The organism is Sphingomonas sp. CCH5-D11 (genome assembly GCF_001557395.1).
Taxonomy (GTDB): Bacteria; Pseudomonadota; Alphaproteobacteria; order Sphingomonadales; family Sphingomonadaceae; genus Sphingomonas.
The window spans coordinates 23,534-44,485 of the sequence record NZ_LSKH01000163.1; the positions used below are offsets into that span (position 1 = coordinate 23,534).

Here is a 20,952-nt window from a genome sequence, read left to right on the forward strand (position 1 = left end):
GGATAAATGAAGGGGATATTGGCCGCTCAGCGTGAAAGCTTCATGGCGGCATTGCCGGAACCATTCTCCATTCGAAAAGATCGGCTGAAGCGCGCGTCGGCGATGATCCGCGATCATGCGGATCGATTCTGCGACGCGCTCAGCGAGGATTTTGGCCATCGCAGCCGCGAGCAGTCGATGATCACGGACATCGGCGGATCGATCTCCCCCATCAACCACGCGCTGAAGAACCTGGAGAAGTGGGCAAAGCCTGAGAAGCGTGGCGTGCAGTTCCCGCTTGGTCTGCTGGGCGCGAAGGCCTGGGTCGAATATCAGCCGAAAGGGGTGATCGGCATCATCGCGCCCTGGAACTTCCCGGTGAACCTCGTGATGTCGCCTCTGGCAGGTGTGTTCGCCGCCGGGAACCGGGCGATGGTGAAGACGAGCGAATATACCCCGGCGACGGCCGCCCTGTTCGAGGAACTTGCCGGCCGCTATTTCGACCCGACCGAGCTTGCCTTTGTTTCCGGCGGGCCGGAGATTGGCAAGGAATTCGCCGAACTGCCGTTCGACCATCTGTTGTTCACTGGGGCGACCGGTATCGGCCGTCACATCCTCCATGCTGCCGCCGACAATCTCACACCGGTGACGCTGGAGCTTGGCGGCAAATCCCCGGTGATCGTGGGGACGGATGCGGACACCGCTCAGGTCGCCGAACGAGTCGTGGTGGGCAAGATGTTGAACGCCGGCCAGATCTGTCTCGCGCCCGACTATGTGCTGGTGCCTTCCAGTCAGGAAAGCGCCGTTGTGGAAGAGCTAAAGTCGGCCGCCACCGCCATGTACCCGACCCTGCTGTCCAATCCCGATTACACCAGCGTGGTGAACGACCGGCATTATCAACGGCTCAACGACTGGATCGCGGATGCCCAGGCCAAGGGCGCGAAGGTCGAGGTGGTCAATCCGGCGAACGAGGATTTCGGGAGCACCAACAGCCGCAAGATGCCGCTCCACATCGTTCGTGATGTTACCGACGACATGACGCTGATGCAGGAAGAGATCTTCGGGCCCGTTCTGCCGGTACGCCGCTACGATATGATCGACGGCGCGATCGCCGAAGTGAACCGGCGTGATCGCCCGTTAGGCCTGTACTATTTCGGTAAGAACGAAGCGGAGCGGCGCCGCGTGCTGGATCGAACGATCTCCGGCGGCGTGACGCTGGATGATGTGATCTTTCACGTTTCGATGGAGGACTTGCCGTTTGGCGGGGTGGGCCCGTCGGGCATGGGCTCGTACCATGGGCTTGATGGCTTCCGCACGTTCAGCCACGCCAAGGCGGTGTTCCAGCAGTCGAAGTTCGACGTAGCGAAGATTGCCGGTCTGAAGCCGCCCTATGGCCCGGCTACCCGGAAGGCTGTCGCGCGCCAGATCGGCGGCTGAGGCGAGAGGTTCAAGGGAGCTCGGCGCGGGATGACCGCGCCGAACCCGGCATATCGTCAGTGAGCTGAAATCTCTTCCTTGAGGCGCAATTTCTGCTTCTTGAGGTCCGCAATCAACATGGTATCGGGCATCGGCCGATGCCGTTCGTCGTCGATGCGCTGATCGAGCACGGCATGCTTGGCCTCCAAAGCCGAACGATGCGCAGTCTGCATATCAGGAACCTCCTTGCTTGCTTGACGGGACTCAGGAGTAAATCACCAACGGCGCCAAAAGTCCCGGACGAAAAGGGTTAATGCGCGACCGATCGACCATGTTGCAGGACGTCTCGCGGGTGTAACGACAATCTGCGACGGGAAGCGGAGTCTCTGCTAGGACGCCGAACGAGGGAGCCAGGTGGTGGACGATAATCAGTTGATCGCTAGGCTTGGTGTGCTTCGGGTCGAACACCGCGATCTCGACGCCGCGATCGCGGCGCTTTCCAGCGACGGGCCTTCCGACCAGTTGCAGATCGCGCGGCTGAAGAAGCGCAAGCTGCTGCTTCGCGATGAAATCGCGATGATCGAGGATCAGCTGATTCCGGACATTATCGCGTAAGTATCGCTTTGGGACGGCTCGACCGGGCTGGCGGTGAGCAGGCGGCTGTCCTCATCCCTGCCCAGGGGTAACAGAGGCTCATGTATGCGGGCACGAAGGATTCGTCGGTGCAGCGACGGTTGATCGACTCTTTGTATGTCGAGGCGATGGTGCTCGCCGACGACGCGCGAAGCTATTTCGACGATGGGAATCGGGACGAGCGCGATTCCCTTTCGACCATGGCGCGCGTGACGTTCAGCTGCGAGTCGCTGAAGGTGACAACTCGGCTGATGCACGTGATCGCCTGGCTGCTGACGCAGCGGGCGGTATTCGCAGGAGAGCTGCGCGCGGCCGATGCGCTCGACCATTCGCGTCGGCTGGGAGAAGCGCCGGTGACCAACGAGGAGGTCGCCCTCGAGCTGCCGGAGCGTGCCCGCCGGCTCGTGCATGCGAGCGCGGACCTTCACCGCCGCGTCGCAAGGCTCGATGAAGCTCAGAAGGCCGTCGTTAGCGACGAGAGCCCGGCGCGGCAGATGTTCCAGCGACTCGCGCTGTCGTTCTGAGCGATCACACCAGGCCACGACCTGCGCGGAAAACATACGACTGTTCCGGTGATGGCCTGCGATGATGCGGCCGTCACCGGAGGTGCAATCAGGCCGCCTCCAGTGCCTCGGTCGCCTCGAGCCAGCGCGCCTCAGCGGCCTCGATCTGCTCGATGAGCGTAGCGCGCCGCTTCATCAGTTCCGTCATGGTCAATCCGGCGAGCGACTTTTCGGCGCTGGAAGGGTCGAACATGGCCCGGTCCACCGCTGATCGCTCCACGCCCAGCTTCGCGATTTCGGCCTCGGCGTCCTTTGCCGCCTTGCGCCAGAGCTTGTCGCTCTCCCGCTTTTCGGCCGCAGCCTTGCGATCTTCCTTGCGGACCTTGCCTTCGGACTTCGGCTCCTTCGCCAGAACAAGCGAGACGTAATCGTCCAGGCTTCCGTCGAACTCGCGCGCGGTACCCGCATCGACCAGGACCAGCCGGTCTGCGGTCAGCTCCACCATGTGACGATCGTGGCTGACGATGAGCACCGCGCCCTTATAGTCGTTCAGCGCGTGAACCAGCGCCTCGCGGGCATCCACATCGAGGTGGTTGGTCGGCTCGTCGAGGATCAGCAGGTGCGGCGCCTCTCGTGTGATCAGCGCAAGTGCAAGGCGGGCGCGTTCGCCACCCGACATCTTGCCGACCTTTGACGTAGCGCGATCGCCCGAGAAGCCGAACCGGCCGAGCTGGGCGCGCACCGCGGCGGGTGTGGCGCCAGGCATCACGCGGGTCATATGGGCAAGCGGCGTATCGTCCGAGTCCAGTTCCTCCACCTGATATTGCGTGAAGTAACCGACCCGCATGCGATTACTGGCCGCCATGGAGCCGTCCATCGGCGCCAGTTGCGCCGCGACGAGGCGGGCGAGCGTGGTCTTGCCGTTGCCGTTGCGCCCGAGCAGCGCGATCCGGTCATCCGGATCCATGCGCAGGTTTAGCCGCCTTAAGATCGGCGTCTCGCCGTAGCCGACGCTCGCATGATCCAGGGTGACCAAAGGCGGACGCAGCGGCTCGGGATCGGGGAAGGCGAAGGAAAGCGAGGGATCGTTCGCAAGTTCGGCGATCGGCTGCATTCTGGACAGCATCTTGGCCCGGCTCTGCGCCTGCTTGGCCGTCGACGCACGCGCGGAATTGCGGGCGATATAGTCCTGGAGCTTGGCCCGCTGCGCCTCCTGATTGGCCTTGGCGGCAGCGATCTGCGCCATGCGCTCCGCCCGTTGCCGCTCGAACGCGTCATAGCCGCCAACATACAGGGTGGTCTTCCCGCCCTGCAGATGGAGGATGTGATCCACCACGTTGTTCAGGAAATCGCGCTCGTGGCTGACGACGACGATCGTGGCACGATAGGAGCGAAGAAAATCTTCCAGCCACATGACCGCTTCAAGGTCGAGGTGGTTTGACGGCTCGTCGAGCAGCAGCAGGTCCGGTTGCGAGAACAGGAGGGCTGCCAGCGCGACGCGCATCTTCCATCCGCCGGAAAAACTGTCGAGCGGCTTGTTCTGGGCCTCCTCGTCAAAGCCGAGGCCCAGCAGGATCTGTGACGCGCGGGCCGGCGCCGTATAGGCGTCGATGGCGATCAGGCGCTCATAGATGTCGCCGAGTTTCTCCGGATCGGCTTCCGTCTCGCTCTGCTCCATGAGGCGCGCGCGCTCGGTATCGGCAGCCAGCACCGTTTCGAACGGCGTGGCGTCCCCGGCCGGAGCCTCTTGCGCGATATAGCCGATGCGGGCGCCGCGGGGCATGTCGATCGAGCCACCGTCCGGCTCGATCTGCCCGGCGATGACCTTGACCATCGTCGACTTGCCCGCGCCATTGCGCCCGATCAGCCCGACGCGGCTGCCGGGGGGCAGGGATGCCGAAGCGCTGTCGAGGATCGCGCGCCCGCCCAGGCGCACGGTGATGCCGTTGATCGTAAGCATGGCGGGCCCCCTAGCAGGTCCGGCGCGCGGGGGTAACTTTTCTGCGTGGATGCAAACAAACGGGTTCGTCATTAACCGGACGCAATTGGTTCGTAGCGGCGTGAGTGGGGCCGACCCTCAGACTCCCGTGCGGACGAAGACGTGGCCGGACTTGTCTGTACAAAGGGGAAAATTCGTGTCCTTCCGTGCCGCACGCTGCGCGCTGTTCCTTACTGCCGCTGCCACAATCGCCCTTCCCGGAACGTCGATCGCGCAAACATCTGCCGCAGCAGATGCGCCCCAGGCCGAAGGTGGCCTTGAAGAGATCGTCGTCACGGCCGAGCGCCGCGAGGAAAACCTCCAGCGCGTGCCGGTGTCGCTTACGGCAGTTCAGGGCGACGCGCTTCGCCAGTTCCAGTCGGGCGGCGAGGACATCGTTGCGCTCGCGGGCCGGGTGCCGGGCTTGTACGCGGAGACGACCACCGGCCGTATCTTCCCCCGATTCTACATCCGGGGCCTGGGCAATATCGACTTCTACCTCGGCGCCTCGCAGCCAGTCTCCATCATTCAGGACGACATCGTTCTGGAACATGTGGTGCTGAAGTCGAACCCGGTGTTCGACGTCGCGCAGGTGGAGGTCCTGCGCGGACCGCAGGGATCGCTCTTCGGGCGCAACACGACCGCGGGCATCATCAAGTTCGATACGATCCGTCCGTCGATGGACTTCGAGGCGCGCGGCAATTTCTCCTACGGCAGCTACAACACCGTCACGGCTGACGTTGGTGTCGGCGGGCCGATCGTCCAGGACAAGATCGCTTTCCGCGTGTCCGGGCTCTACCAGCGCCGCGACGACTGGATCGACAATGCGTTCACGGGTGTCGGTCTCGACGGAACTCGCGGCGGCGAAGACGTGATGGGCGGCTTCGAGGATCGGAACGCCCGCCTGCAACTGCTGTTCACGCCGACCGAGACCTTGTCGATCAACCTGTCAGGGCACGTGCGCGATTATGATGGCACGTCCACGATCTTTTATCGCAACGCGCTGCCCCGCGGATCGAACAACCCGAACAAGCGCCGCGACGTCATCGTGCAGGACGAAGCGTTCGACAACCCGCAGGGCTATACCACCTACGGCGGCTCGGCGAACATCGCCTGGGACTTTGGCGGTCTCACCCTCACGTCGATCACCGGATACGAGACGACATCGGGGTACAGCCGCGGCGACACCGATGGCGGTGCCGCAGTGAACTATCCGGTCAACAACGTGCCGAACGGCTATGGCCAGAGCCAAGGCAACATTCGCGATCTGGACCAGTGGACGCAGGAACTGCGGCTGGCGAGCGACGGTCAAGGGCCGTTCAAATGGCAGGTCGGCGGATATTATTTCGACAGCCGCGACACGACGGAATTCTATCAGCGGCGCTTCTTCCTGACGGCGCCTTTCGTCGCGTCCAACGGCAACACCAACAATCCCGACAATTGGGTTCGCCTGCGCAATGTGAACACGTCATGGGCGGTGTTCGGACAGGCAAGCTATGAGTTGGGCGACCGGCTGACGTTGACGGCTGGCGCCCGCTATACCGAGGATCGCAAACGCACCACGCTGCTCAAGCCCGCGATGACGGGCGCCACGGTGAATTTCCCGGCGACCGCGCCGCGTGACGTGCGCCTGGTTGGCAAGGAACCGAGCTGGGACCTGTCGGCTCTGTATGAAGTCGCACCTGACCTGAACGTCTATGCGCGGGTGGCGCGCGGCTTCCGCGGCCCGACCATCCAGGGTCGATCGGCTGTCTTCGGTTCGGCATTCACGACCGCCGATTCCGAAACGATCATGTCCTATGAACTGGGCTTCAAGAGCGAGCCCTTCTCCAACCTGCGTTTGAATGCCTCTGCCTTCCACTGGCAGGTCGACGACATTCAGCTCAACGGCAATGACGCGGATGGCAACGGCGTGCTGTTCAACGCCGACAAGGCCGATGCCTGGGGCGTGGAGGCCGAGGTGGAATGGCGGCCGATCCGCAACATCAGCTTCTCGCTGGGCGGCAACGTCCTGAAGACCGAGGTCAAGGATGACCGCGTCTATGCGCAGGTCTGCGCGCTGAACGGGCAGGTCACCTGCACGGTGCTGGATCCGACGATCACGCGCCCCATCTTTGGCGCGCCGGCGGTGCTTGCGCAGATCGACGGCAATCCGCTGCCCAATGCCCCCAAGTGGCAGATCAACGCTGCGGTCCGCTATGACATTCCGCTGTGGAACGACGGAGCGTTGTTCGTTTCCGGCGATTTCAACGCGCAGGGCTACACCAATTTCGTGCTGTACCGGACGCGGGAGTTCTATTCCGACGGCAACTTCGAGGCCGGTCTGAAGGTGGGCTATACCGATCCTAGTGACCGTTATGAAATCGCAGCGTTCGCGCGGAACATCACGGGCGAAAAGAACCTGAAGGGCGTGATCGAGAACTACAACGCCGCGGTCTATAACGAGCCGCGCATCCTGGGCGTCTCGTTCGCGATCAAATCACGCTGAGAGAAGATGGAGCAGGGCGACGATGCCCTGCTCCAGTTCCCTTAGACGGCGTACGGCTGTCGAACGGCCGTGTCAGTGGACGAAGCGTGCCACCACGTCGCGATAGCTGCGGCTGACTTTCACCTGAGCGCCGGAGTCCAGCACCAGGAAGCATTCGCCGTTGGTGTGCGGCTTTACCTGTCGAACCTGATCAAGGTTGACGATGGTTGACCGATGGACGCGCTGAAACCGGCGCGGATCGAGCCGCTTTTCCAGATCCTTCATCGTCTCACGCAGGATCAGCGTGTTATCCGCCGTCTTGATGCACATGTAATCGCCCGCGGCCTCGACGATCTCGATCGTGTCGACATCGACGCGGAAGATCTGCCCGCGATCCTTGACGTTGATCAGCTTCTCGAAGCGGTTCGCCGTCGGGCCATCCCCGCCGTCGACGATCTCGGCCGCGGCCTCGGGTGCATGTTCGGCCAGCGCTTCCTTCAGCTTTTCCGCCTCGTTCACGCTCGACTTCTCGGCCAAGCGCTGGCGCACGCGGTCCAGCGTATCCCCCAGCCGCGCTTCTTCGACGGGCTTCATGAGATAATCCACCGCCTGTGCTTCAAAGGCGCGCAAGGCGTGATCCGAATAAGCGGTGACGAAGACGAAGAGCGGCGGCTCCACCTCCATCAATCCCTGAACCACCGAGAACCCGTCGAAACCGGGCATTTGGATGTCGAGGAAGACCAGGTCTGGCTTGTGGGTCTTGATCGCGCTGATCGCTTCGCGGCCGTTCTGGCACTTGGCGATGATCTCGACGTCGTCGTGCGCCTGCAACCGGAGCTCAAGCCCCTGGATTGCGAGCGGCTCGTCGTCGACGAGAATGGTGCGGATGGTCATGGTCTGGTCGATCTCCGATGCGAATGCCGCCGGCCCGTGCTGTTCCGGACTGACGGTCATCAAACTTCACTACCCCCGTTTGCACCCCGTTATTCTACCTGGAACGGTATCTCGAGCTCGACGCCGAACCCGCCTGTGGGCATGGCGCGCAGCTCAAACCGGTGATCCGCTCCAAAGGATTGCTGTAGTCGCTCCCTGATGTTGGCGATGCCGACGCCGGTGGAAAGGCTCGGCTTGTTCTTTGTTGGCTGCAAGCCCGGCCCGGTATCCGATACGCCGATCCGTACTCGATCGCCGTTGAGCCGCGCGGTGACGCAGATTTCCGCACCTTCCTCCTTCGGCGTGACCGCATATTTGATTGCATTCTCGACCAACGGCTGCAGCAGCAGGGAGGGGAGGCGCGCCCGTTCGGCGGCCGGATCGATCTCGAACTTGGGACGCAGTCGATCCTCGAAACGCATCTTCTCGATTTCGAGATACAGCTTCAGCGTTTCAACCTCCTGCGCCAACGTGACGTGCGCGGTGGGTTCATTGACCAGCGTATAGCGAAGGAAGCTCGACAGGCGGCTGAGCATCGCGTTCGCCCGCTCCGTTTGTTTTAGCAGCACGAGCGTCGAGATCGAATTCAGCGTGTTGAACAGAAAGTGCGGGTTCAGCTGATAGCGGAGCATCGCCAGCTGCGCGGACGAGGCCTGTGTTTCGAGGTGCTGGAGCTGATCGATCTGCTCCTCGACAATCAGATAGAAGTTGATCCCGAAATAGAGCGCCGACCAGCCGGCAAGCACGGTGAAGTTCAGGAAGAGCGCGCCGATCAGCAGCTTCACGTCAACGCCTGGCGCGGAAAGCTTGATGAAGCTGAACGAGAATGTGTCCAGCAAGGCATAGATGAACGTCGCCGCGCCGAGCGTCAGCACGGTCAGGATGATCGCGGTAATCCGTGGAAGCCCCCGGTAGAAGCCGTAGAGCACCGACAGCAGCAACGTGATGCAATAGCCGACGATTGTTTCGACGATCGTGCTGATCACGCCCTGGATGGTGAAGCCGTTCGAGATCGATGAAACGGTTCTGAGAACGAGATAGCCGGTCCAGCCGGCTGCCTGAAGAACCCAGAACGCGCGAGCCTTGTCCTCGAAAAAGGGTCTCACGGCCAAGTTGCTTGGCCGGATCGGGGTCGACGTAGAAGCGGGCGCGGGAAGGGTGGTCGCCATCCCGGCTCCTGTACACGGCTGTTCACCGCCGCGCAAAAAGGAAGGGCCGCCGCTCCCTGAAAGGAAGCGGCGGCCCCGAAACGTAGGTGACTAGGCGCGGATCAGAACTTGAAGCGCGCACCCAGGCGGATGAAATACAGCGACGGACGAATTTCCGCGACGCTGTCGTTGGCAGGGCGTGCCTGCGTGTAGAGGTACTGCGCGCACGGGTTGGTTGCCGACGGCACGCAAGAGACGCGAACCACGTCCTCCAGGTACGGGAAGACCGCCTGGCGGAAACCGCCCCAGTTCTTGTTGAGCAGGTTCGGCACGTTCTGGATGTCGGCGAACACCGACAGCTTCGAATTTCCGAGGAAGGTCGGAACCTCCTGCTCCAGGTGGAGATCGATGCGGGTGTAGGCGCGCGAGCGAGCCACGTTGCGCGGTGCGATCTTGCCGCGGTAGTTCTTTAGCACCGACCCTTCGATGATCTGCTCGACCTGCGCCTGCGTCTCGGGGGTGTCGTAGGTCACGAGCGCATCGCTGCCCGACGTCGGCACGTAGAACAGGAAGCGGTCGTCACGACCGGTCAGGCCGAAGACCGAGCTGCGCGTCGTGCTGCCGGCGTCTTCCATCGTGTAGCTGTACGGACGGCCGGCCTGGGTTTCGCCGAACAGCTGAACAATGGTGCGGGCGTCGCCGAAGAGGGCGCGATCGAAACCGACGCCATACTTGAACGACCAGGCCACCTGATCATTCGACGTGCCATAGGCTGCGCGATCGCCAAGGAACGCGCCGTTCGCGTAGTTCGAGCCCGCGGTCGACGACGTCGCCGGGGTCTCGTCCTTCACGTCCTGCAGCGAGTAGGCGAAGTTCAGCATCAGGCCGAAGTCGAACGTCTTGTCGACGCGGACCACACCGACGTGGCTGCGGCCACGATCACCGTTACGCAGGACGATATCGGTGTTGGTGTTCGTGCCGACCAGCGGGCCGAAGCGCGGACGACCATCCGGCAGAACGCCGATCTGGACCGAGCGATAATCGACGAACTGGAGCGAGTCCTTGGTGCGGCTGAAGTAATAGTCCGCACCGAAACGCCAGCCACCGCCCAGGAAGTCGCGCGGAGTCCAGTCGGCCGACAGGGTCGCCTTGTACACCGACGGAATGTTGAAGTCGCGATCCAGCGCGTTGATGTTCGCCGTCGGGTTGGCGCCCGTATTCGGGATCTGCGCCTGAAGCTCGGCCGGGATGCTGCTGCCCGACACATTGTTGAGGATCGCGGCACCAGTCGCCGCGTCGAGGACGGCGCCGTTCACGGTGAACCCGGTCGGGTTCGCCGCCGTTACCGGCACGCGCTGGATGTTGACCGAGTTGATGCCAACCCCGCCGCGACCCGCACCGGCATTCGAGTAGCTGTTGGACAGGTACACGTCCGGCGTACCGCCGCCGAAGATGCCGAAGCCACCGCGCAGCTTCACGTCGTCGATCGGTTCCCAGTTCACGCCGATGCGCGGCTGGAACAGGCCAAGGCCCTTAAAGTTCTTGGTGTTCGGGAAGCCGTAGCGGTCCTGGAAGCCCTGGTTGAACGGAATGTCGTTCGCACTGTCGAACAGGTCGTAGCGCATGCCGAGCGAAACGTTCAGGCGATCGGTGATCTGCCAGTCGTCCTGGATACCAAAGGCATACTGACGATATTTGAAGTCAGCAGCCGCATCGTTGACGTTGCCCGAAGCCGGACGCTGGAACGTCACCGAATTCGCACGGCGGGCCTGGAAGTCGGCCAGCGAGTCGAAGTAATAGTTGCCGGTGGTGTTCTGCAGGAACAGGTTGAAGACGCGGATTTCGTCATACTGACCGAAAACCTTCAAGTCATGCCCGTTCATGTTCAGGCGCGCGAGAACCGAGCCCGAATAGGTGTCGGTGTAGAACTCGTTCGACTGACGCGAGCTGTCCGGACCGAAGAACAGGGTCGGCTGGGTAGCGCCGCCGCCTGACGGTGCCGTGCACTGGTTCAGCGTGCCGCGCGACGTAGCGTCGGTGCAGACGCCGAACTGAGCGAACTGGTTGCCGTTGAGCGAAAGCGCGCCGCGCTCGTAGCTCTTGTAGAGGAAGCGAGCTTCGGTCGAGAAGACTTCGGTCCACTGCGAGTTCAGCTGCGCGATGCCCGCACGCAGCAGCTCGGTCGCCTTGTAGGCGTTCGACGACAGGCCATACTGCGGATTCGACGAGCTGGTGCCGCTGTTCTGCAGGAAGTTCGCTTCGTCGTAGGCGTTGATGTAGCTCAGCGACAGGCGATGATCGTCATTGATGTTCCAGGTGATCTTGCCGACGATCTTCTCGTCCTTCTCGGTCGAGGTCAGCAGCGTGCCACCGGCGTCGAAGCCGTAGACCGAATCGGCGGTGCCGACGACGGTATCGATGAGGCCCTGGGTCAGGCCGGGAACCTGGCTCGGGGTCGGCGAGAGCGGGTTGCCCTCGGTGTTCTTCTCGGCCGAGACCATGAAGAACAGCTTGTCCTTGATGATCGGGCCCGACAGCGTCGCACCATAGGTCTCGCTCTTGAAATCGAGGTTGGTGTCGATGTTGCGGCCGATCCGCTCGCCGGTCAGACCATCGGTGTTCTGGCTGTAGAAGGCGTTGCCGTGGAACTCGTTCGTGCCGGTCGTCAGGATCGCGTCGATCGCGCCGCCGAGGAAGTTGCCCTGGCGCACGTCATAAGGCGCGACCGAGGTGCTGAACTGGCCGACCGAGTCGAGCGGCACCGGGCCACGGCGGGTGGGGTTCGCGTCCGGGTTCAGGCCGAAGTTGTCGGATACGACCACGCCGTCGATCGAGAAGCGATTGTAGCGCGGGTTGATGCCGGCGAACGAGATCGAGCGGCCGCCGCTGGCGGTTTCCTCGAAGCGGGCGAACGGATCGCGGCGCGCGAGGTCGCGAATGTCGCGGTTGATCGAGGCGACACGACCGATCTCGCGCTGGGTCAGAACCGTCTGAGGACCGTCCGAAGTGACGCCGGCACGCGACAGAGCCGATGCGGTGACGACGATATCGCCGCCCTCCTGGCCCTCGGCCGCGGCGAGTTCGACGGTCACGTCATAGGGCTGGCCAACAACGGTGTAGACGTCGGTGACGGTCTTGCTGCTCTCAGCGCTGGTCACTTCGACGGTGTAGGGGCCGCCGGGGCGAAGGTTGGCGACGTTGAACGCGCCGTTGGCGTTCGTCGTGGCGGTGGAACGGCTGTTCGTGCCGGTATCGATCACGGCGATCGAGGCACCGGCAACCGGCGCACCATTATTCGTCACCGCACCACGAATGGAGGAGGTGGTTTCCTGTGCCATCGCGCCAGCCGGCGCGATGAGCGCGACCGCAGCCACGCCCAAAAACAGGTTATGTCGCATCTACTTTCCCCTTGAGCGAACGCCGCTGTGTTACGTCCGGTCCTGAACCGTTCGGCGAACCTTCTGGCGCGCCGTTGCGCCCCTAATATTTCTCTTCGGTTACATGCGAAGTGGGATTCGGCACGGAACCGGATTCGATCATGCTGCGTTGCAAAAAGGCGACAGGTGCGTTTTCTCAGCTGGCCGCCGCGACAATGGCTTGCCAGCCTGCTTCATCGATCACCTTTACCCCAAGATCCGCGGCCTTCTTCGCCTTCGATCCAGCACCGGGGCCTGCGACCACCAGATCGGTCTTGCCCGACACGGATCCCGAGACTTTCGCGCCGAGCGCTTCCGCCTGAGCCTTGGCCTCGTCGCGGCTCATCGTTTCCAGTGTTCCGGTGAAGACGACGGTCTTGCCCGAGACCTCGGACGCACGGGTTTCGTGCACCACGTCTGCGGGTGTCACCTCCGTCAGCAGATCGGCGATGGCAGCGTCGTTGCGCTCCTCGGCGAAGAAGTCGATCAGCGCGAGCGCGACTTCAGGCCCGACCTGCTTGGTGTCGACAACGGTAGCGAGCTCCTTGGCGGTACGGGACAGATGCTTGTCGTCGCTCTCTCCGATCGCCTGAAGCATGGCGTCACGAGCATCGATCCCCGTCTGCACCATATTGCGAAAGGCAGGCCAGCTTTGCCAACGCCGAGCGAGATCGCGCGCCGTGACTTCGCCAATGTGGCGGATGCCAAGTGCAAAGAGGAACCGGTCGAGCGGCGGCTGACGCTTGGCGTCGATCGCCGCCACCAGATTGCGGGCCGAGATCTCGGCCCAGCGTTCGCGGGTGAGGAGCTGTTCTTCCGTAATGCGAAAGATGTCGGCCGGCCGCGCGATCAGCCCATCGGCATAGAAGTTCTCGATATTCGTGATGCCCAGGCCCTCGATGTCGAGCGCGTGACGCGAGGCGAAATGCCGCAGCCGCTCGATCGCCTGAGCGGGGCAGACGAGCCCGCCCGAGCAGCGCCAGTCAACCTCGCCGGGTTCGCGCACCGCCTCTGATCCGCATTCGGGGCAATGGGTGGGAAAGTGCCATTCCGGCCGCTCCGCGTCTCTCGTCAAATTCTCAACGATCTGCGGGATCACGTCCCCCGCACGCTGCAGAACGACGCGGTCGCCTGGCCGCACGCCGAGCCGTGCGATCTCGTCCGCATTGTGGAGGGTCGCATTTCGCACCACCACACCGCCGACGGTGACTGGCTCCAGCTTCGCGACGGGAGTGAGCTTGCCCGTGCGGCCGACCTGTACGTCAATATCATTTAGGGTGGTCTGCGCCCGTTCTGCAGGAAACTTATGGGCGATGGCCCAACGCGGTGCCCGCGCGACAAAACCCAGCCGCTCCTGCAAGTCCAGCCGATCAACCTTGTACACCACACCGTCGATGTCGAACGGGAGATCCGCACGTTGCGCCTCGATCTGGCGATATTGCGAGAGTGCCTCCAAGGCGCTGGAAACGCGGACGAAGTCGTCCGCCACCGGAAAACCCCACTGCCGCAAAGCGGTGACGACCTCATACTGCGTTTCCCCGGGGAGCGAACTGACCTCGCCCCATCCGTGCGCCAGAAAGCGGAGCGGCCGGCTGGCGGTGATCGCCGCATCCTTCTGCCGCAACGAGCCAGCTGCCGCGTTGCGCGGATTGGCGAATTGCCGCGGTTCCTTGCCGGCGGCAGCGGCCTCGTCCGCCAAGCGCTGGTTGAGCCCGGCAAAATCCGCCTTGGCCATGTAAACTTCGCCGCGAACCTCGAAGATCTCCGGCACACCGTTCGGGAGATCGGCGGGGATGTCGGCGATGGTGCGTACGTTGGCGGTCACGTCTTCGCCGGTCGTGCCGTCCCCGCGGGTCAGCGCCTGAACGAGGCGGCGGTTCTCGTAGCGGAGCGAGCAGGACAGGCCATCGATCTTCGGCTCGGCGGTGAGCGCAACGTCAGCGGCGTCTGAAAGGCGGAGGAAGCGACGAACACGGGCGACGAACTCCTCGACGTCTTCGTCCGAGAAGGCATTGTCGAGGCTTGTCATCGGGCGCGCGTGCGCAACCTTGGCGAGATGCCCGGCCGGCGCCGCGCCAACCTGTTGCGATGGCGAATCCTTGCGGACCAAGTTCGGGTAGGCCGCCTCGATCGCATTGTTGCGCCGTACCAGCGCGTCATAGTCGGCATCCGAGATCTCGGGCGCATCATCGCCATGGTACAGCCGATTGTGACGTCCGATCTCGGCAGCCAGATGTTCCAGCTCGGCGGCAGCGGCTTCTTCGGTGTTCGGGATCGCGGTCATGGTCGTTGGTTAGGCGAGGGGAGGCGCGCCGCCAAGCCGGCGCACCCGTCGCCGAGCCAACGCAAAAGGCCGGAGCGATGCCCCGGCCCTCGTTTGTTGCGCCAACCCTTGAAGGTCAGTGTGTACCGGGCACCGACGGGTCGATGGTGTGAACCGACTCGCCCTCGTGCACCTCGACCAGGCCCCGGCCGAGGTGCGAAGCGCGGTAGCTATAGCCATAATAGATGACGAGGCCGACAGCGCCCCAGATCGGGAGCACGAGCATCGCATCCAACGGCAGGTTGAAGAACAGGAAGACGCAGCCAACGATCGTCAGCGGGCCGACCAGCCACAGCACAGGAGTGCGGAAGCTGCGCTGGCGGTTCGCTTCGGTCCGGCGCAGGATCATCACCGCGAAAGCGACCATCATGAATGCGTACAGCGTGCCTGCGTTCGCGATGTCCGCCAGCTTGCCCACCGGCAGGAACGCGGCTGCGAATGCCACGGCTGCGCCGGTGATTGCGGTAACGATATACGGCGTCTTCCACTTCGGGTGCACCGCAGACAGCGCTTCCGGCAGAAGACCGTCACGGCTCATCACGAAGAAGATGCGGGTCTGGCCGAACATCAGGATCAGGATGACCGACGGCAACGCGAGGAACGCAGCGATCCCCAGCATGTTGCCGACGCCCGACCAGCCGATCTGTCGAAGGACATGGGCGAGGGCTTCGTTTGAACACACCAGCGGCAATTCGTTCGCGGCATAGGTCGCGCACTGCCGGGCAAGTTCCTCAGAACCGGCCGGGAACGGCACGCCGTTCGGTCCCATGATCGGCTGACCACCGACGGTGCCAATCGCACCCGCGGCGACCAGAATGTAGAATACGGTGCAGAACAGCAGCGATCCGACAAGGCCGATCGGTACGTTTCGCTGCGGGTTCTTGGTCTCCTCTGCGGCAGTGGAAACCGCGTCAAAGCCGACATAGGCGAAGAAGATCGTCGCGGCCGCGCCGACCGCGCCAACGCCGGTGCCAAAGCCACCGAACACGCCGGCGGGCAGGAAGGGATTGAACCGATCGGTGCTGAAGGCGTCAGACGGCAAGGTCAGGACGATGAACGCCGTCAGAGCGGTGACCTTGATCGCGACGAGGATCGCATTGACCCGCGCGCTTTCGGTGGTGCCCACCATCAGCAGCCACGTGATCAGCAGCGAGATGACAACGGCAGGGAGATTGATGAAGCCGCCTTCGACGCCGCCAAGTGCAAGCGGGGCGCCGGACAGCCATGGCGGCAGATATATGCCAAGGAACTCGTTGAGGATCGTTCCGGTGAAATATCCGGACCAGCCGACCGAGACTGCGCTGGCCGCCACGGCATATTCAAGGATCAACGCCCACCCGACGGTCCACCCGATCACTTCGCCCATGGTGGCGTAGCTGTAGGTATAAGCGGAGCCGGCGACCGGTATCATGGCGGCGATTTCAGCGTAGCACAGCGCGGCCACGATGCAGATCGCCCCCGCGATCGCAAAAGCCAGCATAAGGCCGGGGCCGGCCTTTTGTGCGCCCGCCGAGGTCAGCACGAAGATTCCCGTGCCGATGACGCAGCCGATGCCGAACAACGTGAGCTGGAACCAGCCCAAGGTTCGATGAAGCGATTTCTTCTCGGCAGTCGCCAAGATGGCGTCGAGCGGTTTTACTCGGCCAAAGATCATGCGGCCCTTTTCCCCCACGAGGCGCGGCCTTGCCGACCGCCCATTATTGAATCGCGTGAAAGTAGCGGGAGATCGGTCAGGCGCAATCCCTCACCGCATCGCCGCGCCAGATCGTGTCCGCGATGTCACTTTCGACTGTCGTTCTCGATCAGCATCGGCCCCAACGGGCGCCCGGCAAGGATGTGGACGTGGAGATGCGGCACTTCCTGGTGGCTGTGCGGACCGGCATTGGCGAGCAGCCGATATCCTGGTTCCACCAAGCCCATTTCCCGTGCGACATGACCGACGGCGCGGACGAACCCAGCAATCTCGGCATCGCTGGCCTTCGCTGAGAAATCATCCCAGCTGACGTAAGGGCCCTTCGGGATGACGAGGATATGCGTGGGTGACCAAGGCGCGATGTCATGAAACGCTAGGGCGAATTCATCCTCATAAACCTTCTTCGACGGGATCTCGTCGCGCAGGATCCGAGCGAAGATGTTCTGATCGTCGTAGGGCGTGGTTGCATCGACGGGCATATGCTCTGCCTTATTCCGGGCGGAAGGAAAGGGGGCGTCCGGCCTTCTCGTCATGACCCGACTGACCTTCGCGCCGCGCAAGCTCGCGCCGGACATCATCGAGGCTGAGGTTCGCGTCGGCGAGCAGGATCAGAAGGTGGAAGATCAGGTCAGCCGCCTCCGGCACGATATCCTGATCGTCGCCGGAACAGGCCGCGATCACCGTTTCAACGGCCTCTTCGCCGACCTTCTGTGCAATCTTGTGCCGTCCCTGGAAGAACAGGCTGGCGGTGTAGGAACGCACCGCCGGGCTGTCCTTGCGGGTACGGATCGTCGCTTCAAGACGCTCGAGAATGTCGTCGGCCATTCGCGCGAGGTGCCGCGCAGGCGCGCTCAGGTCAACCTTTCCGACCGCGATTGCGCAGGCTGCGCCGTGCCAGCCAAACGATGAGGGCGGCGACAAGGAACAAGGCGACGTCGGACGGCTCGGGGCCGGTGCGGGGCGTGGACACGGTGGCGACGTTCGTTGCAGCGGCCTGGTTTGTTGCCGAACTTGCGAGTGTCAGCACTGTCGATCGGCTCCCATCGCAGCCGGAGCCGACGGGGCCATGCGCCGATTAATGCGAGCGCACCGGCACGCCGGCTTGCGCCAGCGCATCGTGTGCCTCGGCGATAGTCGCTTCCCCGAAATGAAAGATCGAGGCCGCGAGAACGGCGGATGCATGACCTTCCGTTATGCCGCGAACCAGATCATTCAAGCTGCCCACGCCGCCGGAAGCAACCACCGGCACGCTCGTGCGGTCAGCCACCGCCCGGACAAGCTCGAGATCATAGCCGTCGCGTGTTCCGTCACGATCCATGGAGGTGAGAAGGATCTCTCCGGCACCGAGATCGGCCAGGCGCAAGGCATGTTCGACCGCGTCGATGCCGGTGGCGCGGCGCCCGCCGTGGGTGAACACCTCCCAGCCGCTGCCCGTCCGCCGCGCGTCGACGCTTGCCACGCAGCATTGGCTGCCGAAGCGTTCCGCGATGTCGGCAACGACCTCCGGGCGGGTCACCGCGGCGGAGTTCACCGCCACCTTATCGGCCCCCGCGAGGAGAAGGGCGCGCGCATCATCAGCGCTCCTGACCCCGCCGCCAACTGTTAGCGGCATGAAGCAAACCGCCGCCGTGCGGCGCACGACGTCCAAGATCGTATCCCGGCCCTCATGGCTGGCCGTGATGTCCAAGAAACACAGCTCATCCGCCCCGGCCGCGTCATAGGCGCGGGCTTGCTCCACCGGATCGCCGGCATCGATCAGGTCGACGAAGTTCACGCCCTTCACGACGCGACCATTCGCGACGTCCAGGCAGGGGATGACCCTGGCCCGAACCGTCATCGGTTCTGCCCGACATTGCAGTCGCAGCGCATCAGACGGGGCTTGTGTGCCGATATTGCTGCACGCCACGTTGCCTTCATGCCGCAGCCGCGAGCTGGAGGGCTGCGGAAAGATCCAGTCGGCCGTCATATAAAGCCCGGCCGGTGATCACCCCTTCGATCCCGTCCACGGCGTGACGCGCCAGAATCTCGATATCGTCGATCGCCTTTACCCCGCCGCTCGCAATCACCGGAATCGCGACGGCACGCGCGAGCTCCACCGTGGCTTCGACGTTGCACCCTTTGAGCAGGCCGTCGCGCCCTACGTCGGTGAACAGGAGCGCGGCGACGCCAGCGTCTTCGAAACGGCGAGCGAGATCGGCCGCGGTGGTGGTAGAAACCTCGGCCCAGCCCTTGGTAGCGACCATGCCGTCACGGGCGTCCACCGCAACCACGATCCCGCCTGGATGAGCGGAAGCCATGTCCCGCACAAACTGCGGGTTCTCGAGCGCGGCGGTGCCGATCACCACTCGCGATACGCCTGCATCGAACCACGCCTTGACGCTCTCAGGCGTTCGGATGCCGCCACCCAGTTGCACCCGCCCAGGAAATCGCTCGACGATCGCGCGAACCGCTTCGCCATTGCGGCTTTCCCCGGCAAAGGCACCGTCGAGATCAACGACGTGAAGGTGCCCGGCGCCAGCCTCCGCGAACAGCATCGCCTGCGCGGCAGGATCGTCGCCGTAGACGGTGGCGCGATCCATATCTCCTTCGGCGAGACGAACCACCTGGCCGCCCTTCAGGTCAATTGCGGGAAATACGATCAGGCTCATGGACGCCACTTCAGAAAACGAGCGAGAAGATCGAGGCCATAGCGCTGACTTTTCTCGGGGTGAAATTGCACGCCAACAATGTTGTCGCGGCCGATCGCCGCCGTCACTGCCCCGGCATGCGACGTATCCGCGATCACGCCCTCGCCAGCATAGGCATAGCTGTGGAGGAAGTAGGCTTCACCGGCCGGGATCAACGGATGCTCGCCACGCGGGCGAACATCGTTCCAGCCCATGTGAGGCACCTTCGCGTCGGTGCCCGCTGGATCAAGCCGGCTGACGCTGCCGGCAAACCATCCGAGGCCACGGTGATGACCCAGTTCCTCGCCATGTTCGGCCAGAAGCTGCATCCCGACGCAAATGCCGAGAAATGGAGCGCCCTCATTCAGAACTCGCTGGCGCAAGGCGGCCTCAAGTCCATCCACCGCGCGCAGATTGGCGGCGCACGCGCCAAAGGCACCGACGCCCGGCAGGACGATGCGGTCGGCGCGACTGATGCGCTCGGGATCGGCCGTCACCGAAACATCGGCCGCGCCGGCCGCGCGCAGAGCATTTTCGACCGAGTGCAGGTTGCCGGACTGAATATCCACCAGCGCAAGCATCAGCGCACCCGTGATCGGGCGACCGGGCGATCAGTGGGGCGGACGCTCACAAGACCCCCTTGGTAGAGGGGATGGAATCGGCCTTGCGCGGATCGATCTCGATCGCCTGGCGCAGCGCCCGGGCAAGCCCCTTGAACGCGCTTTCGGCGATGTGGTGGTTGTTTTCGCCGTGCAGGGTCTCGACGTGCAGCGTGATGCCGGCCGCCTGCGCGAAGCTGTGAAACCAGTGTTTGAACAGCTCCGTATCCATCTCGCCGAGCCGCTTCTGGCTGAAATCCGTATTCCACACGAGCCATGGGCGGCCGGAGATATCGAGCGCGACTCGCGTAAGCGTTTCGTCCATCGGAGAAAGCGCATCGCCGTAGCGCCGAATGCCGCGCTTATCGCCAAGCGCGCGGGCGAGCGCCTCGCCGATGGCAATGCCGGTGTCCTCCACCGTATGATGCTGATCGATGTGCAGATCGCCCCGGGTTTCCACGTCGAGATCGATCAGGGAATGGCGCGACAGTTGCTCGAGCATATGATCGAAAAAGCCAACCCCGGTCGAGATGCGGTAGGTGCCGGTGCCGTCGAGATTGACGGTGACCGCAATCTTGGTTTCGCTGGTGTCGCGGCGGATTGTGGCGGTGCGCATTGAGCGCACATAGCGGGGCCTGTGCGTCATGCAATCTTGACCAGCCGTTTGCGACCGTTACCCATGGCGAGAATGGACGACCAAGCACCAGACAGCCTGATTCCGTATGACGAAATCGTACAGGAGGCACTGCGCGCCGTGGTGGCGCGCGTGCTTGGCTCCGTGGCCACCGGCGGCGGTTTGCCGGGCGAGCATCATTTCTACATTACGTTCAAGACCCAGGCCGCCGGGGTAGATATTCCGCAGCGATTGATCGAGCGTTTCCCGGACGAGATGACGATCGTTCTCCAGAACCGCTTCTGGGATCTGATGGTCGACAGCGAGCGGTTTTCCGTTGGCCTCAGTTTCAACCAGGTGCCTTCGAAGCTGGTGATCCCATATTCCGCGATCACTGGCTTCCACGATCCCGCAGTGAACTTCGAGCTGCGGTTCCAGGCGCAGGAAGGTCCGGGTGACGGCCCCGAACCGCACGATCCGGCAGAGAATGACGGGCCGCCGTCCTCCAGCGAGGATGGTTCGAACGTCGTCAGCGTGGATTTCAAGCGCAAGAAGTAAGCAGCGGCCCGCCACGCGATGCCGGGC

At 63.4% G+C, this 20,952-nt stretch carries 18 protein-coding genes; 5 read left to right on the forward strand and 13 right to left on the reverse strand.

What is annotated here, in order from left to right:
* Nucleotides 1-6 precede the first annotated feature (6 nt).
* Nucleotides 7-1,416, forward strand: a complete 1,410-nt coding sequence (locus AX702_RS10280) for a coniferyl aldehyde dehydrogenase (protein WP_066779075.1) — start codon at nt 7-9, stop codon at nt 1,414-1,416.
* Nucleotides 1,417-1,472: 56 nt separating this feature from the next.
* Here AX702_RS10280 and AX702_RS21625 read toward each other — a convergent pair whose 3' ends face one another.
* Nucleotides 1,473-1,628 carry a YdcH family protein gene (locus AX702_RS21625; protein WP_082746196.1) on the reverse strand — a complete coding sequence of 52 codons (156 nt, stop codon included), beginning with the start codon at nt 1,626-1,628 and terminating at the stop codon, nt 1,473-1,475.
* Nucleotides 1,629-1,812: 184 nt separating this feature from the next.
* Here AX702_RS21625 and AX702_RS10285 point away from each other — a divergent pair, with 184 nt between their 5' ends.
* Nucleotides 1,813-2,010 carry a YdcH family protein gene (locus AX702_RS10285; protein ID WP_066779144.1) on the forward strand — a complete coding sequence of 66 codons (198 nt, stop codon included), beginning with the start codon at nt 1,813-1,815 and terminating at the stop codon, nt 2,008-2,010.
* A gap of 80 nt (nt 2,011-2,090) precedes the next feature.
* Nucleotides 2,091-2,552 carry a DUF1465 family protein gene (locus tag AX702_RS10290; protein WP_066779083.1) on the forward strand — a complete coding sequence of 154 codons (462 nt, stop codon included), beginning with the start codon at nt 2,091-2,093 and terminating at the stop codon, nt 2,550-2,552.
* A gap of 88 nt (nt 2,553-2,640) precedes the next feature.
* On the opposite strand, the gene AX702_RS10295 is transcribed toward AX702_RS10290, so the two are convergent.
* The gene (locus tag AX702_RS10295; RefSeq protein WP_066779085.1) at nt 2,641-4,491 is read right to left on the reverse strand and encodes an ABC-F family ATP-binding cassette domain-containing protein; all 1,851 of its coding nucleotides are present in this window, start codon (nt 4,489-4,491) and stop codon (nt 2,641-2,643) included.
* 175 nt (nt 4,492-4,666) lie between these two features.
* On the opposite strand from AX702_RS10295, the gene AX702_RS10300 reads away from it, so the two are divergent.
* Nucleotides 4,667-6,997 carry a TonB-dependent receptor gene (locus AX702_RS10300; protein WP_443026292.1) on the forward strand — a complete coding sequence of 777 codons (2,331 nt, stop codon included), beginning with the start codon at nt 4,667-4,669 and terminating at the stop codon, nt 6,995-6,997.
* Nucleotides 6,998-7,069: 72 nt separating this feature from the next.
* Here the strand turns inward: AX702_RS10300 and AX702_RS10305 are convergent, their stop codons facing one another.
* From AX702_RS10305 to hisB, 11 genes are all read right to left on the reverse strand, one after another.
* Entirely contained in the window at nt 7,070-7,870 is an 801-nt protein-coding gene (locus AX702_RS10305; RefSeq protein WP_066779150.1) for a LytR/AlgR family response regulator transcription factor, read from the reverse strand.
* 89 nt (nt 7,871-7,959) lie between these two features.
* Nucleotides 7,960-9,036: a sensor histidine kinase gene (locus AX702_RS10310; protein WP_443026293.1), complete on the reverse strand. Its 1,077-nt coding sequence runs from the start codon at nt 9,034-9,036 to the stop codon at nt 7,960-7,962.
* A 143-nt stretch (nt 9,037-9,179) separates the two neighbouring features.
* The gene (locus AX702_RS10315; RefSeq protein WP_066779090.1) at nt 9,180-12,455 is read right to left on the reverse strand and encodes a TonB-dependent receptor; all 3,276 of its coding nucleotides are present in this window, start codon (nt 12,453-12,455) and stop codon (nt 9,180-9,182) included.
* A gap of 175 nt (nt 12,456-12,630) precedes the next feature.
* Complete coding sequence (gene ligA, locus AX702_RS10320) at nt 12,631-14,757, reverse strand: NAD-dependent DNA ligase LigA (protein ID WP_066779093.1); 2,127 nt, start codon at nt 14,755-14,757, stop codon at nt 12,631-12,633.
* A gap of 115 nt (nt 14,758-14,872) precedes the next feature.
* On the reverse strand, nt 14,873-16,450 hold the full coding sequence (locus tag AX702_RS10325) for an amino acid permease (RefSeq protein ID WP_066779153.1): 1,578 nt from the start codon (nt 16,448-16,450) through the stop codon (nt 14,873-14,875).
* A 125-nt stretch (nt 16,451-16,575) separates the two neighbouring features.
* Complete coding sequence (locus AX702_RS10330) at nt 16,576-16,968, reverse strand: histidine triad nucleotide-binding protein (RefSeq protein WP_066779095.1); 393 nt, start codon at nt 16,966-16,968, stop codon at nt 16,576-16,578.
* Between the two features lie 10 nt (nt 16,969-16,978).
* On the reverse strand, nt 16,979-17,314 hold the full coding sequence (locus tag AX702_RS10335) for a phosphoribosyl-ATP diphosphatase (protein WP_066779097.1): 336 nt from the start codon (nt 17,312-17,314) through the stop codon (nt 16,979-16,981).
* A 250-nt stretch (nt 17,315-17,564) separates the two neighbouring features.
* Complete coding sequence (hisF, locus tag AX702_RS10340) at nt 17,565-18,326, reverse strand: imidazole glycerol phosphate synthase subunit HisF (protein ID WP_066779155.1); 762 nt, start codon at nt 18,324-18,326, stop codon at nt 17,565-17,567.
* Nucleotides 18,327-18,402: 76 nt separating this feature from the next.
* Nucleotides 18,403-19,137 carry a 1-(5-phosphoribosyl)-5-[(5-phosphoribosylamino)methylideneamino]imidazole-4-carboxamide isomerase gene (gene hisA, locus AX702_RS10345; protein ID WP_197420561.1) on the reverse strand — a complete coding sequence of 245 codons (735 nt, stop codon included), beginning with the start codon at nt 19,135-19,137 and terminating at the stop codon, nt 18,403-18,405.
* Nucleotides 19,134-19,739 (reverse strand): imidazole glycerol phosphate synthase subunit HisH, encoded by a 606-nt coding sequence (hisH, locus tag AX702_RS10350; protein ID WP_066779102.1) that lies wholly within the window; start codon nt 19,737-19,739, stop codon nt 19,134-19,136. The genes hisA and hisH overlap by 4 nt, the downstream gene beginning before the upstream one ends.
* Before the next feature lie 43 nt (nt 19,740-19,782).
* A complete protein-coding gene (gene hisB, locus AX702_RS10355; protein WP_066779109.1) occupies nt 19,783-20,370 on the reverse strand; it encodes an imidazoleglycerol-phosphate dehydratase HisB in 588 nt (195 codons plus the stop codon).
* 72 nt (nt 20,371-20,442) lie between these two features.
* Between hisB and AX702_RS10360 the strand changes: the two genes are divergently transcribed.
* Nucleotides 20,443-20,925 (forward strand): SspB family protein, encoded by a 483-nt coding sequence (locus tag AX702_RS10360; RefSeq protein ID WP_066779111.1) that lies wholly within the window; start codon nt 20,443-20,445, stop codon nt 20,923-20,925.
* Nucleotides 20,926-20,952 lie beyond the last annotated feature (27 nt).